We start from the raw sequence: 14126 nt of genomic DNA on the forward strand, positions 1-14126 counted from the left end.
AACCAAGTTTGCGTGAATGAGGACAAGTGTTATGGGTAAGAATGTCGTCGTCCTGGGCACCCAGTGGGGTGATGAGGGCAAAGGCAAGATCGTCGATCTGCTGACCGAACATGCTGCCGCCGTCGTGCGTTACCAGGGCGGCCACAACGCAGGTCACACCCTGGTGATCAATGGTGAGAAGACCGTGCTGCACCTGATCCCCTCCGGCATCCTGCGTGAAGGCGTGCAGTGCCTGATCGGCAACGGCGTGGTCGTTGCCCCGGATGCCCTGATGCGTGAAATCACCAAGCTGGAAGAGAAGGGCGTACCGGTGCGCGAGCGCCTGCGTATCAGCCCGGCTGCCCCGTTGATCCTGTCCTACCACGTGGCCCTCGACCAGGCCCGCGAGAAGGCCCGTGGCGAAGCCAAGATCGGCACCACCGGCCGTGGCATCGGCCCAGCCTACGAAGACAAGGTGGCCCGTCGTGGCCTGCGCGTGGGCGACCTGTTCCACCGCGAGCGTTTCGCCGCCAAGCTCGGCGAGCTGCTGGATTACCACAACTTCCAGCTGGTGAACTACTACAAGGAACCGGCCATCGACTTCCAGCAGACCCTGGACGAGTGCATGGCCTACGCCGAGCAGCTCAAGCCGCTGATGCTCGACGTCACCGCCGAGCTGCACAACCTGCGTCGTGCCGGCAAGGACATCATGTTCGAAGGCGCCCAGGGCTCGCTGCTGGATATCGACCACGGCACCTACCCGTATGTCACCAGCTCCAACACCACCGCCGGCGGTATCTCCACCGGCTCCGGCGTTGGCCCGATGTACCTGGACTACATCCTCGGCATCACCAAGGCTTACACCACTCGTGTGGGTTCGGGCCCGTTCCCGACCGAACTGTTCGACGAGACCGGTGCCACCCTGGCCAAGCGCGGCCATGAGTTCGGTTCCACCACCGGCCGTGCCCGTCGCTGCGGCTGGTTCGATGCCGTCATCCTGCGCCGCGCCATCGACGTCAACAGCATCTCCGGCCTGTGCCTGACCAAGCTGGACGTCCTGGACGGCCTGGAAACCATCAGCATCTGCGTGGGCTACGAGGATGAAAACGGTGCGGTCATCGACGCCCCGACCGACGCCGACAGCTACATCGGCCTGAAGCCGGTGTACGAAGAGATGCCAGGCTGGAGCGAGTCGACCGTGGGCGCCAAGACCCTGGAAGAACTGCCTGCTAACGCTCGCGCCTACATCAAGCGCATCGAAGAGCTGGTCGGCGCGCCGATCGACATCATCTCCACCGGCCCGGACCGCAACGAGACCATCGTCCTGCGTCACCCGTTCGCCTGATCCGCTGCCTCGCAAGCTGATCGAACGCCGCGTTCCCGCAAGGGGCGCGGCGTTTTTCATAGTCCCCGAAAGTCTTGCTACGCAAAAAAGCCGACCCTGACAAACACAGTCAGTGCATTTGGCGTTTATGCCTGCTGCCTGCGGCACAACCCTTGCTGTAAGAAATGTCTGTAGTTGCCATCAAAATAGTGGCGCCAGAAACACGAGGGTTACAACGTGTCTGCCATCCTTTCACTGTTACGAAGCCGCCTCCTGCGGCCTGTGTTTGTTGCGCTCGGTATCGCTCTTCTGGTGCAGGTGCTGGTTGCCGTTGCACTGACCCGGAGCACGGTCACGGCCCTGGAAGCCGACCTGGGGGAGCGTCTGGGCAACGACAGCCGCAAGCTCGCCACGGAGCTGGAGCAGGCTGGCCAGGACGTGCGTTCAGGCCTCGACAGCCTTTCCGCCAGCACCCGCCAGCGCCTGAGCGCCGGGTTGTCGTCGCGCCTGGAGAGCGAGCAGCAGCAACTGCGCGCCACCCTGGAGAAGAACCTGAAGGACTCGGCCAACGACATGGCCGAATTGCTCGCCTCGGTCGCACCCCGGGCCATCTGGGACAATGACGTGCCAATGCTCTCGGACTTCGCCCGTCGTGCCCAGCGCAATCCCAACGTACTGTTCGTCATTTACGACGACGCCCAGGGCCAGCACCTGACGCGCTACCTCAACCGGCAGAACCCGATCAACCAGGCGCTGATCGAGAAGGGCCAGGGCGAGCGGGCATTGGACAAGGTGCTGGATGCCGCGCGCAAGGATCCATCCGTCTATTACGTCGAGGCCTCGATCAACCCCAATGGTGCCGAGATCGGCAAGGTGCTGATGGGGGTGTCCACCGCCGGTGTCGAGCAGGAACTCAAGGCCCTGGACCAGCGTTTCACCGCCTTGATCGCCAGCGGCGAGCAATTGGTGGGCGACAGCCTGGTAGCGGCGGCTGCCGACAGCGGCAAGGCCTTGCGCGCACGCCTGGAGACCGCACAGAACAGCGCCACGGCCATGCAGGCCAACACCGCGCAGACCGTCCGCGATGCCGCCGCCGAACTGCGCTGGCGCATCGGCCTGGGGTTGGTGCTGGTGGGCCTGGGTGTGCTGCTGGTGGTGGCGGTGGTCCTGGGGCGGCGAGTGGTCAGCAAGCTGCGCCTGCTGATCGCGGCCCTCGATGACCTGGCCGCTGGCGATGGAGACCTGACCCGGCGCGTGCCCCTCGACAGCCGTGACGAGATCGGCGACATGGCCTCGGCGGTCAACCGTTTCGTCGACAAGCTGCAGCCCATCGTCCGTGAGGCCGGTGAGGTGGCCCAGCGCACCGGCGTGGAAATCGGTGCCATGGCCCAGCGCAATGCCGGTGCCGATGCCGCCGCCGCGTTGCAGCGTGACGAGGTCGCGGCCAGCCTGCGCGATCTGTCGAGCATGGCTGACGAGGCCCAGGCCGAGAGCCAGGCCATGCAGGCCGCGTTGCAGCAGGTGGTCGACATCCGCCAGGCCACCGATGACAACAGCCGCGCCTCGACCCAGTTGGCAGGGTTGATCGAGAACCTCGCCGGGCAGGTAGAGACCGGCTCCGAGGTGATCGAGCGGCTGGCCAGGCAGAGCGAGCAGATCGAGGTGGTGCTGACGGTGATCCACGGTATTGCCGAGCAGACCAACCTGCTGGCGCTCAATGCGGCCATCGAGGCGGCCCGGGCTGGCGAGACCGGTCGTGGTTTCGCCGTGGTGGCCGACGAGGTGCGGGCCCTGGCGAGCAAGACACAAAGCTCCACCGGGGATATCCAGGCGCATATCGCTGCGCTGCAGCAAGGGGCGAAGGAGGCTGTGGCGACCATCAGTCAGGCGGGGCGCCAGGCCAGCGAGGGCTTGCTGGTACTGCGCGAGAACGAGCGTCGCCAGCAATCGGTGCAGGCCGCGGTGGAGCAGGTGCATGCGGCCATCGGCCTGGCCACCCGGGCCGCCGAGCAGCAGGCCCATGGCGCCCAGGCGGTGCGCGGGCGGGTGGAGAATATCCATGCCCAGGCCGAACGCTCGGCCGAGGTGGTGATGCAGACGACGGCCAGCAGCAAGGTACTGGATGACCTGGCGGCACAGTTGCGGGCCAGCCTGGGGCAGTTCCGCGCCTGAGGACCGAAGGCGGGGCTGCAAAGCAGCCCCAATGTCGCTCGACCGAAAACCGCATCATCCATGATCGGTTCGGCCCCCGTGGGAACGGGCTTGTCCGCGAAGAGGCCTACGCCTTGTTCAGGTACATCCGTGTGGTCAGCAGGTACACCGGCAGTCCCGACACCACGATCAACAGCGCCGCATAGGGCGCTGCCGCGGCGAACTCGACATTGGCCGTATGCGCCCACACTTCGGTGGCCAGGGTCGTCATGCCCGTGGGGCTGAGCAGCAGGGTGGCGGTCAGCTCCTTCATGGCATCGAGGAACACCAGGGCGAAGGCGGCGGCCAGGGCCGGGAAGATGATCGGCAAGGTCACCCGGCAGAAGGCACCAAAGCTGCTGGCACCGAGGGTGCGCGCGGCTTCCTCCAGCGTCGGCGAGGCCTTGTTCAGCGCCGTGCGCACCGGCGCCTGGGCCAATGGCAGGAACAACAGGGCATAGGCCAGCAGCAACAGCGCGGTGGTCTGGTACAGCACCGGCACATAGTGCAGGGCGAAGAACACCAGGGTCAGGGCGATCACCAGGCCCGGCAGGGCATGCAGCAGGTACGGCAGGCGCTCGGCCCAGAGTGCCAGTCGCCCCTTGTAGCGCACCACCAGGAAGCTGACCGGCAGCGCCAGCAGCACGCAGAAGCCTGCGCCACCGAGGGATACCGACAGCGACGTGAGCAGCGCCTTGCCGATTTCCGCGACCGGGAAGGCGGCCGAGGAACCGACGCTCAGCCAGTAGCCGAGCATGGCCAGGGGGATGCCGCTACCCAGCACCGCCAAGCCCAGGCAGAACGCCTGCGCCAATGGCATCCAGCCCCGCAGGCGCAGCGGTTGGGCACGGCGCGCCACGCCCTGGCCAATGCGCACGTGGCGGGCCTTGCCGCGTACCCGCAGCTCCAGCCAGAGCATCGCCAGGCACAGCGCCAGCAGCACCGCCGAGAGCATGGCGGCGTTGGCGTTGCTGAATTCCAGCTCGAACTGCTGGTAGATCGCCGTGGTGAAGGTCTGCAGGCCGAGGATCGACAGGGCGCCGAACTCCACCAGCATGTGCAGGGCGATCAGCAGTGCGCCGCCGAGGATCGAGGGCCACAGCAGCGGCAGGGTGACCTTGAGGAAGACGCCCCAGCGCCCGCAGCCCAGGGTGCGCGCCGACTCCTCCAGGGAGGTGTCGAGGTTGCGCAGGGTCGCCGCCACCGGCAGGAACACCAGCGGGTACTTGGACAATGCCATGACCAGGATCGCCCCGCCCAGGCCCTCGAAGTCGGAGCTCAGCGAGACCCAGGTGAAGCTACTGACGAACGCCGGCACGGCGAACGGCAGGCACAGCACCACACCCCACAGGCGCCGGCCGGGCAGGTCGCTGCGTTCCAGCAGCCAGGCCAGGGCCAGGCCGACCACCATGCAGGCCAGCGTGACCCCGACCATCAGCATCAGGGTGTTGCGCAGCAAGCCCCAGACGAAAGGGCGCCAGAGCAGGCGCAGGGCTTCGTGCCAGCCGGCCTGCCAGGCCTTGAGGGCGACGTACAGCAGCGGCAGCAAGCTCATCGCCACCAGGAACAGGACAGGCAGCACCACCCAGATCGAGGGGCGCTTGCGGCGTGGCACGAAACGCGCCAAGGCCGGCTGGGGCAGGGCGGCAGTCATCAGAGCAGGCCGACCTCGCGCTCGAGCTCCAGGGCTTCCTCGGCATTGCCCAGGTCGGCGGGAGTGATCTTCGGCGGGCGCAGTTCCTCGAACGGCTTCAGGCCCTGGTCGGAGACCATGCCTTTGTGCAGCGGGTATTCGGCGGTGGTCTGGGTGATCACCCGTTGGCCTTCTTCGCTGGCCATCCAGTTGAGCAGGGCCTGGGCCTCTTTCGGGTGCTTGCTGGCCTTGACCGCGGCGGCGCCGGAAATGGTCACCAGGCCGCCAGCGTCGCCGTCGGCCAGGTAATAGAGCCTGGAGTCCAGTTGCCCGCGTTCGCGCTTGAGGGCATACCAATAGTAGTTGTTCACCAGCACAGCATCGACTTCACCCTTTTCCACGGCTTTCAGCGCGACCATGTTGTTGGTGTAGGTCTTGCCGAAGGCCTTCAGGCCGGTGAGCCAGTCCTCGGCTGCGTCACGCCCGTGCAGTTTGAGGATGGCCACGGCCTGCTCCTGGAACGCGCCGCTGGTCGGCACGAAACCGACCCGGCCGTCCCATTCGGGGTTGGCGAAGTCCATGACCGATTGCGGCAGGTCCTTTTCATCGATCTTCTTGGGGTTGAAGACGACCACGCGGGTGCGGGCGGTGACGCCCATCCAGGTACCGTTGGCGGCGACGTACTCCTTGGGCAGCATGTCCAGGGTGGCATCGTCGATCTTCGCCAGCAGGCCCAGCTCGCCCAGGTTGTTCAGCGGCGGCGATTCCTCGGTATAGATGACATCGGCTGGCGAGCGATCACCTTCCTCGATGATCTGGCTGGCCAGCTGGTTGCTGCTGCCCTTGCGGATATTGATGTGGATGCCGGTCTTGGCCTCGTAGGCCTTGGCGATGGCTTCGCCGATTTCCTTGTGCTGGCCGTTGTATAGGGTCAGGGTGACCGGTTCGTCTGCCAAGGCGGCCGGAGCGCCGATCGCCAGGCCCAGGACAGCGGCGGCCAGGATGCGCATCAGCGGTTGCGGGCGGATCGTCATGCGGGTACTTCCTCGCTTACGGCTACATATTTGGAAACAATGGTAAACGAAATCGTTTCTCAAGTGGCCGTGTGAGGGAAAATTCATGAGCAGACTATCGAATGAGATGGACTGCGGGGCCACTAGGAGATCGCCCCGTGGTCTGGACGATCTTTTTCATGTGGCTGATTAAATCGCGGGCAAGAAAAAACCCACTAGCAAGCTAGTGGGTTTTTATATGGTGCCCAGGAGAAGACTCGAACTTCCACGGCCGTTAAGCCACTGATACCTGAAACCAGCGCGTCTACCAATTCCGCCACCTGGGCAAATCTTTTACGTCTACAGCGTGCAAGATGCATCACTTGCTGAGTGACAGACAAACCTGTTATCTATCGCTCGAAAATTTTGGTGCCCAGGAGAAGACTCGAACTTCCACGGCCGTTAAGCCACTGATACCTGAAACCAGCGCGTCTACCAATTCCGCCACCTGGGCACATCGTCGAGATCACATGATGCTTTACAACATCGCTTCTCTCAACTACAACGTCGGGGGTGTCCGTCGTCGTGGTGCGCACTATACGGATGCCCCGGTGGGCTGTAAAGCCCCGGATCGAAAAAAATTTCAAAAAATTCAACTTGTTGATTCCGCAGGCCTTCTACCGACCCCCGGGACTCCGACGGGGCTGTCCAAGGCTGACATTTCCGGTTTCAATACGCCTATGCCAAACTTCTTCTCTATATATACCAAGGTGAACCCCTCCTGATGGCCGATTGGCAATCCCTCGACCCCGAGGCCGCCCGTGAAGCGGAAAAATACGAGAATCCCATCCCCAGCCGTGAGCTGATCCTGCAACACCTTGCCGACCGCGGCGAACCGGCTGCGCGCGAGCAGCTGGCGGCGGAGTTCGGCCTCTACGAGGAAGACCAGATCGAAGCCCTGCGCCGTCGCCTGCGGGCGATGGAGCGCGATGGCCAGCTGATCTACACCCGGCGCGGCACCTATGCCCCGGTGGACAAGCTGGACCTGATCTGCGGCCGCATCTCCGGCCACCGCGACGGTTTTGGTTTCCTCATCCCCGATGATGGCAGCGACGACCTGTTCCTCAGCCCGGCGCAGATGCGCCTGGTGTTCGACGGCGACCGCGCCCTGGCCCGGGTTTCCGGCGTCGACCGCCGTGGCCGCCGCGAAGGTGTGCTGGTGGAGGTCATCTCCCGTGCCCACGAGAGCGTGGTCGGCCGCTACTTCGAGGAAGGCGGCATCGGCTACGTCACCCCCGACAACCCGAAGATCCAGCAGGAAGTGCTGGTCACCGCCGGGCGCAACGGTGGCGCCAAGATCGGCCAGTTCGTCGAGATCAAGATCACCCACTGGCCAACCCCGCGCTTCCAGCCCCAGGGCGACGTGGTCGAGGTGATCGGCAACTACATGGCGCCGGGCATGGAGATCGATGTCGCCCTGCGCAGCTACGACATCCCGCATGTCTGGCCCAAGGAGGTGATCAAGGAAGCGCGCAAGTTCCGCTCCGAAGTCGAAGAGAAGGACAAGGAAAAGCGCATCGACCTGCGCCACCTGCCGTTCGTCACCATCGATGGCGAGGACGCCCGCGACTTCGACGACGCCGTCTACTGCGAGCCACTGGGCAAGCTGCGCCTGTTCTCGGGCGGCTGGCGCCTGTACGTGGCGATCGCCGACGTGTCCAGCTATGTACGCCTGGGCTCGGCCCTGGACACCGAGGCGCAGCAGCGCGGCAACTCGGTGTACTTCCCCGAGCGGGTGGTGCCGATGCTGCCGGAGGAGCTGTCCAACGGCCTGTGCTCGCTGAACCCGCACGTCGATCGCCTGGCCATGGTCTGCGAGATGACCATCAACAAGGCCGGCCAGATGGTCGACTACCAGTTCTACGAGGCGGTGATCCACTCCCATGCCCGGCTGACCTACAACAAGGTCAGCAGCATGCTCGAGCACGCCCGCACCCGCGAGGGCAAGGCGCTGCGCGAGGAGTACAGCGCGGTGCTGCCAGACCTCAAGCACCTCTACGCCTTGTACAAGGCGCTGGTGGCGGCCCGTCATACCCGGGGTGCGATCGACTTCGAGACCCAGGAAACCCGCATCATCTTCGGCGAAGAGCGCAAGATCGCGGAAATCTGCCCGACCGTGCGCAACGATGCCCACAAGCTGATCGAGGAATGCATGCTGGCGGCCAACGTGGCCACCGCCGAGTTCCTGCAGAAGCACGGCGTGCCGGCCCTGTACCGGGTGCATGACGGCCCGCCGCCGGAGCGCCTGGAAAAACTGCGCGCCTTCCTTGGCGAACTGGGCCTGTCGTTGCACAAGGGCAAGGAACCGTCGCCGAAGGACTACCAAGCGCTGCTGGCGAGCATCGCCGAGCGCCCGGACTTCCACCTGATCCAGACCGTCATGCTGCGCTCGCTCAGCCAGGCGGTGTACAGCGTCGAGAACAATGGCCACTTCGGCCTGAACTACGAGGCCTACACCCACTTCACCTCGCCGATTCGCCGCTATCCGGACCTGCTGGTGCACCGCGCCATCCGCAGCGTGATCCGCTCGCGGGTCGACACCCCGCACGTCAAGCGTGCCGGCGCCATGAGCATCCCCAAGGCGCGCATCTACCCGTACGACGAGCATGCCCTGGAGCAGATGGGCGAACAGTGCTCGATGACCGAACGGCGTGCCGACGAAGCCACCCGCGACGTGGTCAACTGGCTCAAGTGCGAGTACATGCGCGACCGCGTCGGCGAGACCTTCCCGGGCGTGATCACCGCGGTGACCGGTTTCGGCCTGTTCGTCGAGCTGACCGACATCTACGTCGAAGGCCTGGTGCATGTCAGCGCCTTGCCGGGTGACTACTACCACTTCGACCCGGTGCACCATCGCTTGTCCGGCGAGCGCAGCGGGCGCAGTTTCCGCTTGGGCGACACGATCGAGGTCAAGGTCATGCGGGTCGACCTGGACGAGCGCAAGATCGACTTCGAACTGTCGGAGAAGGCAGCCACCGCACCGGTCGGGCGCAAGTCGCGCAGCCCTTCGCCCGAGCCTGCGGCAGAGCCGGCGCCTGAGCCCAAGGCCACACCCAAGCCGCGCAGCGGCAAGCGCGAGTCCGCCGAGGCGTACTTCCCCAAGGATGCCGTGCAGCGTAACGCCGAAGTGCGCAAGAGCCGCGAAATGAAGAAGGCGCTGATGAGCGAGGCCCGCCACGGCCAGGCTGGCGCCAAGGCCGAGAAGGGCGCCAAGGCCTCCGGCAAGACCAAGCATCGCAAGGGGCCGTCGAAGTCCGGCGCGCCACGTAAAGGCAAGAACAAGTCATGAGCCAGCTGGAAAAGATCTACGGCGTGCACGCCGTACAGGCGTTGCTGCAGCATCATCCCAAGCGGGTCAAGCAGATCTGGTTGTCCGAGGGGCGTAGCGAGCCACGCATCCAGGCCTTGCTGGCGCTGGCGGCGGAGTACCGCGTGCCGGTCGGCCAGGCCGAGCGGCGCGAGCTCGATGCCTGGGTCGAAGGCGTGCATCAGGGCGTGGTCGCCGAGGTCAGCCCCAGCCAAGTCTGGGCCGAGGCCATGCTCGACGAACTGCTCGAGCGCACCGAGCAGCCGCCGCTGATCCTGGTGCTCGATGGGGTCACCGACCCGCACAACCTCGGCGCCTGCCTGCGCACGGCCGATGCCGCCGGCGCCACGGCGGTGGTGATCCCCAAGGACAAGTCGGCGACCCTCACTGGCGTGGTGCGCAAGGTCGCCTGCGGCGCCGCCGAGGTGATCCCGCTGGTGGCCGTGACCAACCTCGCCCGCACCCTGGAGAAGCTCCAGCAGCGCGGCCTGTGGGTGGTCGGCACCGCCGGCGAGGCTGAGCAGGAGCTGTACCAGCAGGACCTGACCGGGCCGCTGGTCATGGTCATGGGCGCCGAAGGCAAGGGCATGCGCCGGCTGACCCGCGAGCACTGCGACTTTTTGGTCAAGCTGCCGATGGCCGGCAGCGTCAGCAGCCTGAACGTCTCGGTGGCCACCGGGGTGTGCCTGTTCGAGGCTGTCAGGCAGCGCCGCCAGCAGCCTTGAGCTGCGGGCGCCAAGCGGCAGGAGAAAGCAGAACCGTGGTGGATCTGCTTTCAACGTGCCGCTTGCCGCTTGTAACTTGAAGCTTCCGGCGCCTTGCTTGTCCGCCCCGCCTTCTCTACAATTGCGCCCCTTGCCGTGCAGGCAGGCGCGCATGTGCCTTCTTTCCAAGGCAAGACATACAGTGTCATTCACTCCTTGTCTGACCAGATCGCTGGCAGACTACTAACCCGTAAGGAGCATTCATGCGTCATTACGAAATCATCTTCCTGGTCCACCCTGACCAGAGCGAGCAAGTCGGCGGCATGGTCGAGCGTTACACCAAGCTGATCGAAGAAGACGGCGGCAAGATCCACCGCCTGGAAGACTGGGGCCGTCGTCAGCTGGCCTACGCCATCAACAACGTTCACAAGGCTCACTACGTGATGCTGAACGTCGAGTGCACCGGCAAGGCCCTGGCCGAGCTGGAAGACAACTTCCGCTACAACGATGCCGTGATCCGTAACCTGATCATCCGTCGCGACGAAGCCATCACCGGCCCGTCCGAGATGCTGAAGGCCGAAGAGAACCGCAGCGAGCGCCGTGAGCGTCGTGAGCGTCCTGAAGCTGCTGATGGCGCCGAAGGCGACGACAGCAACGACAGCGACAACAGCGATAACGCTGACGAGTAATCCACGGACCTTTTTGAGGAGCCTATTACATGGCACGTTTCTTCCGTCGTCGTAAATTCTGCCGCTTCACTGCCGAAGACGTGAAAGAGATCGACTACAAAGATCTCAACACCCTGAAAGCTTACGTATCCGAAACCGGCAAAATCGTTCCAAGCCGTATCACCGGTACCAAAGCTCGTTATCAGCGTCAGCTGGCTACCGCTATCAAGCGCGCCCGCTTCCTGGCCCTGCTGCCCTACACCGACAGCCACGGCCGCTGAGACCGGGTCGTCGACAAGTAGCAAGGGATAAGCATGCGAGCGTTGGCTGATTTCATCATGCGCGGTCGCGTGCAGGCCTCCATCGTGGTGGCCGGTTGTGCGGCATTGCCGCTGTTGTTCTGGTTGAGTGCCGCTGCCGGGAGCCTGGTGTTCCTGCGGCGCGGTTTCAAGGACGCTTCCTCGGTGATCGTCTGGGGCATCCTGCCGGCATTGGCCTGGTGGATCTTCGGCGAGCCGCGCACCTTGATGGTGCTGCTGGGGACGCTGGGGCTGGCTGCGCTGTTGCGCGCCGGGCATTCCTGGAACCGGGTGCTGTTGTCCAGCATCGCCTTGGGCCTGTTGTACGGTGTCATCCTGGGTTCGGTGTTCCGCGAACCGATCGAAGCTCTGGCGCGAGCGCTTGAAAAAGCCCTGCCGCAGATGCTCGGCGGTCTCTACCAGCAGTTGTCGGTGGAGGAGCAGGCACACCTCGGGAGCCTCATCGTACCGGTGCTCAACGGCCTGATCGCGGCGTTGCTGCAGGTGGTCAGTGTGCTGGCCCTGATGTTGGGGCGCTACTGGCAGGCCGCGTTGTACAACCCGGGAGGTTTCGGCCGCGAGTTTCAAGCGGTGCGGATTCCCCTGGTGCCGGCACTGGTGCTGCTGGCGTGCATGCTGTTCGGGCCGAACTTCGGTTCTGCCCTGGCATTGCTGACGCCGCTGTGCAGCGTGCCGCTCATGTTCGCGGGGATCGCCCTGCTGCATGGGCTGGTGGCCCAGAAACGCCTGGCCAGGTTCTGGCTGGTGGGGTTGTACGTGACGCTGGTGCTGTTCATGCAGCTGACCTATCCGTTGCTCGTGGTCTTGGCCATTGTCGATAGCCTGATTGATTTTCGCGGTCGCAAGTCCCCTCACCAGGGTGACGATTCCGCGAACGGTGAAGGTTAAAAGTTAAGAGGTTTTACCAAATGGAACTGATCCTGCTGGAAAAAGTCGCCAACCTGGGCAACCTGGGCGACAAAGTAAAAGTAAAAGGTGGTTACGGCCGTAACTTCCTGCTGCCTTTCGGCAAGGCCGTCGTTGCCAACGCCGCCAACCTGGCCGCGTTCGAAGAGCGCCGCGCCGAGCTGGAAAAAGCTGCTGCCGACCGTAAGGCTTCGGCTGAAAGCCGCGCTGCCCAACTGGCCGAGCTGGAAGTGACCATCACTGCCACCGCCGGTGACGAAGGCAAGCTGTTCGGTTCGATCGGCACCCACGACATCGCTGACGCCCTGACCGCCTCCGGCGTCGAAGTGGCCAAGGCTGAAGTTCGTCTGCCGAACGGCACCATCCGTAACGTCGGCGAATACGACGTTGCCGTGCACCTGCACAGCGACGTCGAAGCCACCGTACGCGTGGTTGTCGTCGCAGCCTAAGCTGCAGCGATCGGTTGGCTCCTCGTGGGCCAGCCGGTAACATCGGGCACGGTCCTGCTTCATGCAGGTCGTGCCCTTTGTCTTTTTCATCACCCAGATTTTTCGCGTGGACATGAACGAGATCAGCAACCCCGAGCAACTCGACCTGCAGACCGCCGCCCTCAAGGTGCCGCCGCATTCCATCGAGGCCGAACAGGCCGTGCTCGGTGGCCTGATGCTGGACAACAACGCCTGGGAACGGGTGCTGGACCAGGTCTCGGACGGTGATTTCTATCGGCATGACCACCGCCTGATCTTCCGCGCCATCCACAAGCTGGTGGACCAGAACCAGCCGTTCGACGTGGTGACCCTGCACGAGCAGTTGGACAAGGAAGGCCTGTCGTCCCAGGTCGGTGGCCTGGCCTACCTCGCCGAGCTGGCCAAGAACACCCCGTCGGTGGCCAACATCAAGGCCTATGCGGCGATCATCCGCGAGCGGGCCACGCTGCGCCAGTTGATCAGCATCAGCACCGACATCGCCGACAACGCCTTCAACCCGCAGGGGCGCAACGCCGAGGAAATCCTCGACGATGCCGAGCGGCAGATCTTCCAGATCGCCGAGGCGCGGCCAAAGACCGGCGGCCCGGTGGGCGTCAACGAGCTGCTGACCAAGGCCATCGACCGCATCGACACGCTGTTCAACTCCGACAGCGACATCACCGGCCTGTCCACCGGCTACACCGACCTGGACGAGAAGACCAGCGGCCTGCAGCCGGCCGACCTGATCATCGTTGCCGGTCGTCCGTCGATGGGCAAGACCACCTTCGCCATGAACCTGGTGGAGAACGCCGTGCTGCGCAGCGACAAGGCGGTGCTGGTGTTCTCCCTGGAGATGCCCGGCGAGGCGCTGATCATGCGTATGTTGTCGTCGCTGGGGCGGATCGACCAGACCAAGGTCCGCTCCGGCCAACTGGACGACGACGACTGGCCGAGGCTGACCTCGGCGGTCAACCTGCTCAACGATCGCAAGCTGTTCATCGACGATACCGCCGGCATCAGCCCCTCGGAAATGCGCGCCCGTACCCGTCGCCTGGTGCGTGAGCACGGCGATGTCGCCCTGATCATGGTCGACTACCTGCAGCTGATGCAGATCCCCGGCTCCAGCGGCGACAACCGCACCAACGAGATCTCCGAGATCTCCCGCTCGCTCAAGGCCCTGGCCAAGGAGTTCAACTGCCCGGTGATCGCCCTGTCGCAGCTCAACCGCTCCCTGGAGCAGCGGCCGAACAAGCGCCCGGTGAACTCCGACCTGCGTGAATCCGGGGCGATCGAGCAGGACGCCGACGTGATCATGTTCGTCTACCGTGACGAGGTGTATCACCCGGAGACCGAGCACAAGGGCATCGCCGAGATCATCATCGGCAAGCAGCGTAACGGCCCCATCGGCTTCATCCGCCTGGCGTTCATCGGCAAGTACACCCGCTTCGAGAACCTTGCGCCGGGCATGTACAACTTCGACGACGACGAATAACCGCGGAAGGCCCCCTGGGGAGCGCTTGCCCTGCGGCCCCACAGGGTTCTGTGTCTTTCATGAATCCGACCCCTGTCGTCGGAT

General features: G+C 64.4%; 12 protein-coding genes, 2 tRNA genes and 1 pseudogene. 11 read left to right on the top strand and 4 right to left on the bottom strand.

Annotated elements, in window-relative coordinates; genetic code table 11:
- Window positions 1-31 precede the first annotated feature (31 nt).
- The 3 genes and pseudogenes from NJF35_RS08575 (at window position 32) to NJF35_RS24835 (ending at window position 3475) form a co-directional block, all read left to right on the top strand.
- Entirely contained in the window at window positions 32-1324 is a 1293-nt protein-coding gene (locus NJF35_RS08575; RefSeq protein ID WP_225788953.1) for an adenylosuccinate synthase, read from the top strand.
- Between the two features lie 1032 nt (window positions 1325-2356).
- A pseudogene (locus NJF35_RS24830) lies at window positions 2357-2569 on the top strand (methyl-accepting chemotaxis protein); the annotation flags it as partial.
- A gap of 201 nt (window positions 2570-2770) precedes the next feature.
- Window positions 2771-3475 (top strand): methyl-accepting chemotaxis protein, encoded by a 705-nt coding sequence (locus NJF35_RS24835; protein ID WP_410896976.1) that lies wholly within the window; start codon window positions 2771-2773, stop codon window positions 3473-3475.
- 106 nt (window positions 3476-3581) lie between these two features.
- On the opposite strand, the gene NJF35_RS08585 is transcribed toward NJF35_RS24835, so the two are convergent.
- The 4 genes from NJF35_RS08585 to NJF35_RS08600 form a co-directional block, all read right to left on the bottom strand.
- Complete coding sequence (locus tag NJF35_RS08585) at window positions 3582-5147, bottom strand: ABC transporter permease (RefSeq protein WP_225788955.1); 1566 nt, start codon at window positions 5145-5147, stop codon at window positions 3582-3584.
- A complete protein-coding gene (locus tag NJF35_RS08590; RefSeq protein ID WP_225788956.1) occupies window positions 5147-6160 on the bottom strand; it encodes an extracellular solute-binding protein in 1014 nt (337 codons plus the stop codon). The genes NJF35_RS08585 and NJF35_RS08590 overlap by 1 nt, the downstream gene beginning before the upstream one ends.
- Window positions 6161-6378: 218 nt before the next feature.
- Window positions 6379-6465 (bottom strand) — tRNA-Leu (locus tag NJF35_RS08595).
- Window positions 6466-6545: 80 nt separating this feature from the next.
- Window positions 6546-6632: transfer RNA gene (locus NJF35_RS08600), tRNA-Leu, on the bottom strand.
- Window positions 6633-6648: 16 nt separating this feature from the next.
- Between NJF35_RS08600 and NJF35_RS08605 the strand changes: the two genes are divergently transcribed.
- The 8 genes from NJF35_RS08605 (at window position 6649) to dnaB (ending at window position 14042) form a co-directional block, all read left to right on the top strand.
- Entirely contained in the window at window positions 6649-6903 is a 255-nt protein-coding gene (locus NJF35_RS08605) for a hypothetical protein (protein WP_225788957.1), read from the top strand.
- The gene (gene rnr / locus NJF35_RS08610; protein ID WP_225788958.1) at window positions 6903-9467 is read left to right on the top strand and encodes a ribonuclease R; all 2565 of its coding nucleotides are present in this window, start codon (window positions 6903-6905) and stop codon (window positions 9465-9467) included. The genes NJF35_RS08605 and rnr overlap by 1 nt, the downstream gene beginning before the upstream one ends.
- Complete coding sequence (rlmB, locus tag NJF35_RS08615) at window positions 9464-10210, top strand: 23S rRNA (guanosine(2251)-2'-O)-methyltransferase RlmB (RefSeq protein ID WP_225788959.1); 747 nt, start codon at window positions 9464-9466, stop codon at window positions 10208-10210. The genes rnr and rlmB overlap by 4 nt, the downstream gene beginning before the upstream one ends.
- A 242-nt stretch (window positions 10211-10452) precedes the next feature.
- Window positions 10453-10878, top strand: coding sequence for a 30S ribosomal protein S6 (gene rpsF / locus NJF35_RS08620; RefSeq protein ID WP_225788960.1), 426 nt, complete (start codon window positions 10453-10455; stop codon window positions 10876-10878).
- A gap of 29 nt (window positions 10879-10907) precedes the next feature.
- A complete protein-coding gene (gene rpsR / locus NJF35_RS08625; RefSeq protein WP_009403887.1) occupies window positions 10908-11138 on the top strand; it encodes a 30S ribosomal protein S18 in 231 nt (76 codons plus the stop codon).
- A 33-nt stretch (window positions 11139-11171) separates the two neighbouring features.
- On the top strand, window positions 11172-12065 hold the full coding sequence (locus tag NJF35_RS08630; RefSeq protein ID WP_225788961.1) for a hypothetical protein: 894 nt from the start codon (window positions 11172-11174) through the stop codon (window positions 12063-12065).
- Between the two features lie 20 nt (window positions 12066-12085).
- Window positions 12086-12532, top strand: coding sequence for a 50S ribosomal protein L9 (gene rplI, locus NJF35_RS08635; RefSeq protein ID WP_225788962.1), 447 nt, complete (start codon window positions 12086-12088; stop codon window positions 12530-12532).
- 112 nt (window positions 12533-12644) lie between these two features.
- Complete coding sequence (gene dnaB / locus NJF35_RS08640; protein WP_225788963.1) at window positions 12645-14042, top strand: replicative DNA helicase; 1398 nt, start codon at window positions 12645-12647, stop codon at window positions 14040-14042.
- The last annotated feature ends 84 nt before the right edge of the window (window positions 14043-14126 follow it).

Source organism: Pseudomonas guariconensis, assembly GCF_024127895.1.
GTDB lineage: Bacteria > Pseudomonadota > Gammaproteobacteria > Pseudomonadales > Pseudomonadaceae > Aquipseudomonas > Aquipseudomonas guariconensis_B.

What these genes read in the sequence shown, in the direction of transcription:
- rplI (WP_225788962.1), top strand. Translation starts at nt 12,086, where the DNA reads ATGGAACTGATCCTGCTGGAAAAAGTCGCCAACCTGGGCAACCTGGGC.
- rpsR (WP_009403887.1), top strand. Translation starts at nt 10,908, where the DNA reads ATGGCACGTTTCTTCCGTCGTCGTAAATTCTGCCGCTTCACTGCCGAA.
- NJF35_RS24835 (WP_410896976.1), top strand. Translation starts at nt 2,771, where the DNA reads ATGGCTGACGAGGCCCAGGCCGAGAGCCAGGCCATGCAGGCCGCGTTG.
- NJF35_RS08605 (WP_225788957.1), top strand. Translation starts at nt 6,649, where the DNA reads ATGATGCTTTACAACATCGCTTCTCTCAACTACAACGTCGGGGGTGTC.
- rlmB (WP_225788959.1), top strand. Translation starts at nt 9,464, where the DNA reads ATGAGCCAGCTGGAAAAGATCTACGGCGTGCACGCCGTACAGGCGTTG.
- NJF35_RS08585 (WP_225788955.1), bottom strand. Translation starts at nt 5,147, where the DNA reads ATGACTGCCGCCCTGCCCCAGCCGGCCTTGGCGCGTTTCGTGCCACGC.
- rpsF (WP_225788960.1), top strand. Translation starts at nt 10,453, where the DNA reads ATGCGTCATTACGAAATCATCTTCCTGGTCCACCCTGACCAGAGCGAG.
- dnaB (WP_225788963.1), top strand. Translation starts at nt 12,645, where the DNA reads ATGAACGAGATCAGCAACCCCGAGCAACTCGACCTGCAGACCGCCGCC.
- rnr (WP_225788958.1), top strand. Translation starts at nt 6,903, where the DNA reads ATGGCCGATTGGCAATCCCTCGACCCCGAGGCCGCCCGTGAAGCGGAA.
- NJF35_RS08590 (WP_225788956.1), bottom strand. Translation starts at nt 6,160, where the DNA reads ATGACGATCCGCCCGCAACCGCTGATGCGCATCCTGGCCGCCGCTGTC.
- NJF35_RS08575 (WP_225788953.1), top strand. Translation starts at nt 32, where the DNA reads ATGGGTAAGAATGTCGTCGTCCTGGGCACCCAGTGGGGTGATGAGGGC.
- NJF35_RS08630 (WP_225788961.1), top strand. Translation starts at nt 11,172, where the DNA reads ATGCGAGCGTTGGCTGATTTCATCATGCGCGGTCGCGTGCAGGCCTCC.